The following is a 6,239-nucleotide window of genomic DNA, read 5'->3' on the forward strand; positions in this document are numbered from 1 at the left end:
TCAGCACGCTGGCCGCCGAGACGCCGAAGCGGCGCGCCGCCTGCTGGATCAGCAGCGGCGCCGGCTTGCGCTGCGCCGGCGCGTCGGCGCCGTGCACCTGCGCGAAATGCCCCAGCAGGCCGGCGGCGTCCAGCACCGCGCGCRCCAGCGGCGTCGGCTTGTTCGTCACCACCGCCATCGGGTAGCGCCCGCCCAGCCGGGCCAGCAGCGTGGCGATGCCCGGGTAGACGCTGCCCTGCGCCGACGGCGTGTCCAGCGTGGCGGCGTCGAAGCGCAGGCGCAGCCGGGCCGCGAGCACCGGCAAGTCGCGCAGCCCGTTGGCGTCGAGCGCGCGCACGATCAGCGCGTCGGGCCCGTCACCGATCCAGCCGCGCACGGTGGTCAAGTCGAACGGCGGCAACCCATCCTCGGCCAGCGCGGTGTTGAGCGCCAGCGCGATGCCGGCGGCGCTGTCGACCAGCGTGCCGTCGAGGTCGAAGCAGAGGGCGGCGACCCGCATCACGCGCTCTCGGCGAGATCGCGGCGCTGCGCGTTGACGCACAGCGCGGCGATCGCCTTCGGGTAGTCGCCGCCGCTGAACACCGCCGAGCCGGCCACCAGCGTGTCGGCGCCGGCGGCCACCACGCGCCCGATGTTGTTCGCGTTGATGCCGCCGTCGACCTCGAGCCAGACCTCGCGCCCGCTCGCGTCGATGCGGCGCCGCGCGGCCTCGATCTTCGGCAGCACGCCCTCGATGAAGGCCTGGCCGCCGAAGCCCGGGTTGACGCTCATCAGCAGCACCAGGTCGAGCTGGTCGAGCAGGTGGTCCAGCACGTTCAGCGGCGTCGCCGGGTTCAGCGCCAGGCCGGCCTTCACGCCGAACGAGCGGATCAGCTGCACCGTGCGGTCGACGTGCTCGCTGGCCTGCGGATGGAAGGAGATGATGGACGCGCCGGCCTGCGCGAACATCGGGATCAGCGCATCGACCGGCTTGACCATCAGGTGCACGTCGATCGGCACCGGCCGGTCGCCGCGCCGGCAGTACGGCGCAATCGCCTGGCACACCATCGGCCCGATCGTCAGGTTGGGCACGTAGTGGTTGTCCATCACGTCGACGTGGATCAGGTCGGCGCCGGCGGCGATGACCGCGCGCACCTCGTCGCCCAGGCGCGCGAAATCGGCCGACAACAGGCTGGGCGCGATGCGGATGGCGGGGTTCATCAACGCGCCTCCTGGTACAGCGCCTGCACYGGCGACGCGGCGCGGGCCGGGCGCGCGGTGCGGATCAGCGCGTCGAGGCCGAGGCCGGCCAGGCTGGGCAGCACCAGGCCGGCGCCGCGGAAGTCGCCGTCCTGGGTCCAGAAGGTCGGCGTCACCAGCGTCCACAGGCCGGCGGCCGTGGCGGCACGCAGCCCGTGCGCCGAATCCTCGATGGCCAGCGCCTGCTCCGGCGGCAGGCCCAGCGTGTCGAGCGCGAGCCGGTAGATGTCGGGGGCCGGCTTCTTTGCGCGCACCTGGTCGCCGCAGGCGATCACCGCGAACAGGTCGAGCCCGCGCGGCCCCAGCGTGGCGTTGAGCAGCGCGTTGATGTTGGCGGCGGTGGTGGTGCTCGCGATCGCCAGGTGCAAGCCCTGCGCCACCGCTTCGTCGAGCAGGCGCTCGACGCCGTCGCGCAGCGTGACGCCGCCTTCGCTCACCACCTCGCCATAGAAGCGCGTCTTGTCGGCATGCAGCCGCGGCACCAGGGCCAGCAGGCGCTGGCGTTCGGCCGCGCCGATCGGCAGCGACGCGATGTACGACGCGATGCGCTCCTTGCCACCCGGCACGTCGAGCAGCTGGCGGTACTCGGCGCGCGTCCAGGTCCAGCCGAGCCGGTGCTGCTCGAACACGCTGTTGAACGAGACGCGGTGTGCCTCTTCGGTGTCGGCCAGCGTGCCGTCGACGTCGAAGATCAGGGCCTCGATGCTCATGGTCTTGCTCCTGGAGTGGGGCCGGCGAAGACGCGGCTCGCGAGCACGTCTTCGGCCTGCAGGGTGCACAGCTGCTCGCGCGTCAGCCGCCGGCCGGCGCCGAACAGCCGCGTCGCGTGGCGCAGCCGGATGCGGTCGAGCGCATTGCGGATCGAGCGTGCGTTCGCGAAGTGCGGCTGCTGCCGGCGCAGGCTCAGGTAGCGGGCGAAGGCCGGTTCGGCCGCGTCGTCGAAGCGGTAGTTCAGCCGGGTCAGCATCAGCTGCGCGATCAGCATCAGCTCGGCCTCGCTGTAGTCCGGGAAATCGATGTGGTGCGCGATGCGCGATGCCATGCCGGGGTTGCTGGCGAAGAAGGTCTCCATGCGGTCCTGGTAGCCGGCGAGGATCACCACCAGGTCGTCGCGCTGGTTCTCCATCACCTGCAGCAGGATCTCGATCGCCTCCTGCCCGTAGTCGCGTTCGTTCTCGGGCTTGTACAGGTAGTAGGCCTCGTCGATGAAGAGCACGCCGCCAATCGCCTTCTTCAGCACCTCGCGCGTCTTCGGCGCGGTGTGGCCGATGAACTGGCCGACCAGGTCGTCGCGCGTCACCGCCACCAGGTGGCCCTTGCGCACGTAGCCGAGCTGGCGCAGCACTTCGGCCATGCGCATCGCGACGGTGGTCTTGCCGGTGCCGGGGTTGCCGGTGAAGCACATGTGCAGCGAGGGCGGCTGCGACTGCAGCCCCTGCTCGGCGCGCAGCTTGTCGATCAGCAACAGCGCGGCGATGTCGCGGATGCGGCCCTTCACCGGCGCGAGGCCGATCAGTTCGGCATCGAGCTGGTCGAGCATCGCGCGCGCCGCCGACGCTTCCGGCATCTCGCCGGGCGGCTGACACAGACTGTCGCGGTCCTCGTTCATGGCGCGGTCACTCCTGGCGCATTCCGTACCGCTCGCCCTCGGGCGAACGCTGCACGGCATAGCTTTCGATGCTGTAACGCAAGCTTCGGCCCTGCTCTTCGGTGCGGATCAGCCGGAAGCCCGGTTCCACCGCCGGCCGGTTGACGATGAAGGACAGCACCACCGATTCGGTGCCGTGCGTCGAGTCGAACGCGGCCAGGCGGATGTAGTGGTCAGGGAAGGTCTTGCGGCACTGCCGGAGCTCCAGCATCACGCCGGCCGCGTCGGACACGTCGAACATCGGGTTGCCGAACATCTCCCAGAAGGTGTTGCGCGGGTGCGGGTCGTCGGTGTATTCGATGCCGATGGTCCAGCCCTTGCCGAGCGCGTGATCGATCTGGCGGACGATCTGCGCGTCGCTGAGGTCGGGCAGGAACGAGAAGGTGCCTTGGGTGATTCGCATGCGAGGTCTCCAGGGTGTTCGGGGTCAGGCGACGGCGAGCGTGGGCACGTAATCGGAGCTGTCGGTCGGCGTGTAGTTGAAGCTGACCTCGCCCCAGGTGTCGAGCGCGGCGCGCAGCGGGCCGCACCACCTGGCCGCCTCGGCCAGGATGTCGGGCCCTTCGTTCGCGATGTCGCGGCCCTCGTTGCGCGCCAGCACCATCGCCTCGAGCGCGACGCGGTTGGCGGTGGCGCCGGCCTGGATGCCCTGCGGGTGGCCGATGGTGCCGCCGCCGAACTGCAGCACCACGTCGTCGCCGAACAGGTCGAGCAGCTGGTGCATCTGGCCGGCGTGGATGCCGCCGGAGGCGACCGGCATCACCTTCTTCAGCGCGCCCCAGTCCTGCTCGAAGAAGATGCCGCGCGGCAGGTCGACCACGGTGTGCGTGTCGCGGCAGACGTTGTAGTAGCCCTGCACCGTCATCGGATCGCCTTCGAGCTTGCCGACGGCGGTGCCGGCGTGGATGTGGTCGACGCCGGCCAGGCGCATCCACTTCGCGATCACGCGGAAGCTCACGCCGTGGTTCTTCTGGCGGGTGTAGGTGCCGTGGCCCGCGCGGTGCAAGTGCAGGATCATGTCGTTCTGCCGGCACCAGTGGCTCATCGACTGGATCGCGGTGTAGCCCACCACCAGGTCGATCATCACGATCACCGAGCCGAGCGACTTCGCGAACTCGGCGCGGCGGTACATCTCCTCCATCGTGCCGGCGGTGACGTTCAGGTAGCTGCCCTTGACCTCGCCGGTGGCGGCACTCGCCTTGTTGACGGCGTCCATCACGAACAGGAAGCGGTCGCGCCAGTGCATGAAGGGCTGCGAGTTGATGTTCTCGTCGTCCTTCATGAAGTCGAGCCCGCCGCGCAGGCCTTCGTAGACCACGCGGCCGTAGTTGCGGCCCGACAAGCCGAGCTTGGGCTTGGTGGTGGCGCCGAGCAGCGGGCGGCCGAACTTGTCGAGCCGCTCGCGCTCGACCACGATGCCGGTGGGCGGGCCGGCGAAGGTCTTCACGTAGGCCACCGGGAACTGCATGTCCTCGAGCCGTGCGGCCTTCAGCGGCTTGAAGCTGAACACGTTGCCGATGATCGACGCGGCCACGTTGGTGATCGAGCCCTCCTCGAACAGGCTCAGGTCGTAGGCGACGTGGCAGAAGTACTGGCCGGGGTTGTTCGGCACCGGCTCGACCCGGTAGGCCTTGGCGCGGTACATGTCGCAGGCGGTCAGGCGATCGGTCCAGACGACCGTCCAGGTGGCGGTGCTCGATTCGCCGGCCACCGCGGCGGCGGCCTCGATCGGGTCGACGCCGTCCTGCGGCGTGATGCGGAACAGCGCCAGGATGTCGGTCGCCTTCGGCACGTAGTCGGCGTTCCAGTAGCCCATCTGGGCGTACTTGAGAACGCCGGCCGAATAGCGCTTCTTGGCATCGGTGATCTGCGTTGCGTCTTTCATGTGGCCCATGGACACTCTCCTTGCTCGGTTGAGTCGAATGTAGGCATCGCGATGCATTCGGAATAATTGATTCTTTTCGGCAACCCATAAGCTTCGACTGATGCTCAAGAACGCCACCTTCCGCCAGCTCGCGGCCTTCCATGCGGTGTCACGCCTGGGCAGCGTGTCGCGTGCTGCGAGCGAGCTGCACCTGACGCAGCCGGCGGTGTCGATCCAGCTGAAGCTGCTGGAGGAAAGCGCGGGGGCACCGCTGCTGGAGAAGAGCGGGCGCGGCGTGCGCCTGACGGCGGCGGGCGAGCTGATGGCCGGCTATGCGGCGCGCATCCTCGAGCTGTGGCGTGAGGCGGGTGACGAGATGGCGGCGCAGCGCGGGCTGTTCTCGGGCACGCTGCGGGTGGGTGCGGTGACCACGGCGGAGTACCTGCTGCCGCCGCTGCTGGTGGCCTTTGCGGGCCAGCACCCGGACGTGAAGGTGAAGCTGCAGGTGGGCAACCGCGACGAGATCGTGCGCATGCTGGCCGCGCAGGAGGTCGACATCGCGATCATGGGCCGGCCGCCCGCCGAGCTGAAGACGACGGCGGTGGCGTTCGCGAAGCACCCGATGGCGTTCCTCGCGTCGCCGAAGCATCCGCTGATGAAGCAGCGCCGGCCGGCACTGGCCGACCTGGTGGAAGCGAACCTGCTGGCGCGCGAGCGCGGCTCGGGCACGCGCACGACGCTGGAGCGGCTCTACAAGGATGCCGGCGTGCCGCTGCGCATCGGCTCGGAGATGTCGAGCAACGAGGCCATCAAGCACATGTGTGCCGCCGGCTTCGGCGTGGCCTTCCTGTCGCTGCACACCTGCGCGCTGGAGCTCGAGGCCGGGCTGCTGGCGCTGCTGCCGATGGCCGGCAACCCGCTGCAGCGGGATTGGTACGCGATGCACCTGGCGTCGCGCCGCCTGCCGCAGGTGACGTCGGCGTTCAAGCAGTTCCTGGCGGATGAGGGACAGGGGTTGATCGATGCGCAGTTGCGGAGCTTGCGATCGGCGCCGAAGCGGCGCGCGGCGGCCCCACGTAAGGCGTCTTCAGGTTGACCAATGCGGGTTGGAGTTGGAACCGATGTGCGCGTTGGAAGAGACGTGCGACATCCCTGGAACTGCAATATTTACAACGGCAAGCAGTTTCAATCCGCGCGTGCCTTGGACGAGGCGCACGACTCACCGGCTGGGTCGATGTCGAAGCGCCCAGCGCGTTTCAACCCATGTGCGCCTCGGATGAGGCGTTCGACTGTCGCTCGCATGTCCGACGATGGATTCGTTCGAGTTTCAATCCACCTGCACCTCGGGAGAGACGCACGACCCGCGCAATCCTCAAGGCACAAGGGGGCAGCCAGTGTTTCAACCCACGTGCGCCTCGGACCAGACGCACGACTTCACCAGTTCGAGGCGGTCCGCGCCTCCCTGGCAGTTTCAACCCACGTGCGTCT

At 69.1% G+C, this 6,239-nt stretch carries 7 protein-coding genes; 1 reads left to right on the forward strand and 6 read right to left on the reverse strand.

The window, feature by feature from the left end; genetic code table 11:
* The 6 genes from AC1DXV_RS29995 to AC1DXV_RS30020 form a co-directional block, all read right to left on the reverse strand.
* Positions 1–499, reverse strand: a 499-nt coding sequence (locus tag AC1DXV_RS29995) for an HAD family hydrolase (RefSeq protein WP_477937098.1), incomplete at its 3' end; no start/stop codon positions are given.
* Positions 499–1,200: a ribulose-phosphate 3-epimerase gene (gene rpe / locus AC1DXV_RS30000; RefSeq protein ID WP_477937100.1), complete on the reverse strand. Its 702-nt coding sequence runs from the start codon at positions 1,198–1,200 to the stop codon at positions 499–501. The genes rpe and AC1DXV_RS29995, both read right to left, overlap by 1 nt.
* Complete coding sequence (locus AC1DXV_RS30005; RefSeq protein WP_477937102.1) at positions 1,200–1,949, reverse strand: HAD-IA family hydrolase; 750 nt, start codon at positions 1,947–1,949, stop codon at positions 1,200–1,202. Before AC1DXV_RS30005 ends, rpe begins: the two co-directional genes overlap by 1 nt.
* Positions 1,946–2,806 carry a CbbX protein gene (gene cbbX, locus AC1DXV_RS30010; protein ID WP_477869841.1) on the reverse strand — a complete coding sequence of 287 codons (861 nt, stop codon included), beginning with the start codon at positions 2,804–2,806 and terminating at the stop codon, positions 1,946–1,948. Before cbbX ends, AC1DXV_RS30005 begins: the two co-directional genes overlap by 4 nt.
* 49 nt (positions 2,807–2,855) lie before the next feature.
* Positions 2,856–3,290, reverse strand: a complete 435-nt coding sequence (locus AC1DXV_RS30015; protein WP_477869837.1) for a ribulose bisphosphate carboxylase small subunit — start codon at positions 3,288–3,290, stop codon at positions 2,856–2,858.
* A gap of 24 nt (positions 3,291–3,314) precedes the next feature.
* A complete protein-coding gene (locus AC1DXV_RS30020) occupies positions 3,315–4,781 on the reverse strand; it encodes a form I ribulose bisphosphate carboxylase large subunit (protein ID WP_477869835.1) in 1,467 nt (488 codons plus the stop codon).
* 91 nt (positions 4,782–4,872) lie between these two features.
* On the opposite strand from AC1DXV_RS30020, the gene AC1DXV_RS30025 reads away from it, so the two are divergent.
* Positions 4,873–5,847, forward strand: a complete 975-nt coding sequence (locus AC1DXV_RS30025; RefSeq protein WP_477869833.1) for a LysR family transcriptional regulator — start codon at positions 4,873–4,875, stop codon at positions 5,845–5,847.
* The last annotated feature ends 392 nt before the right edge of the window (positions 5,848–6,239 follow it).

Source organism: Rhizobacter sp. P3_C12 (assembly GCF_056402735.1).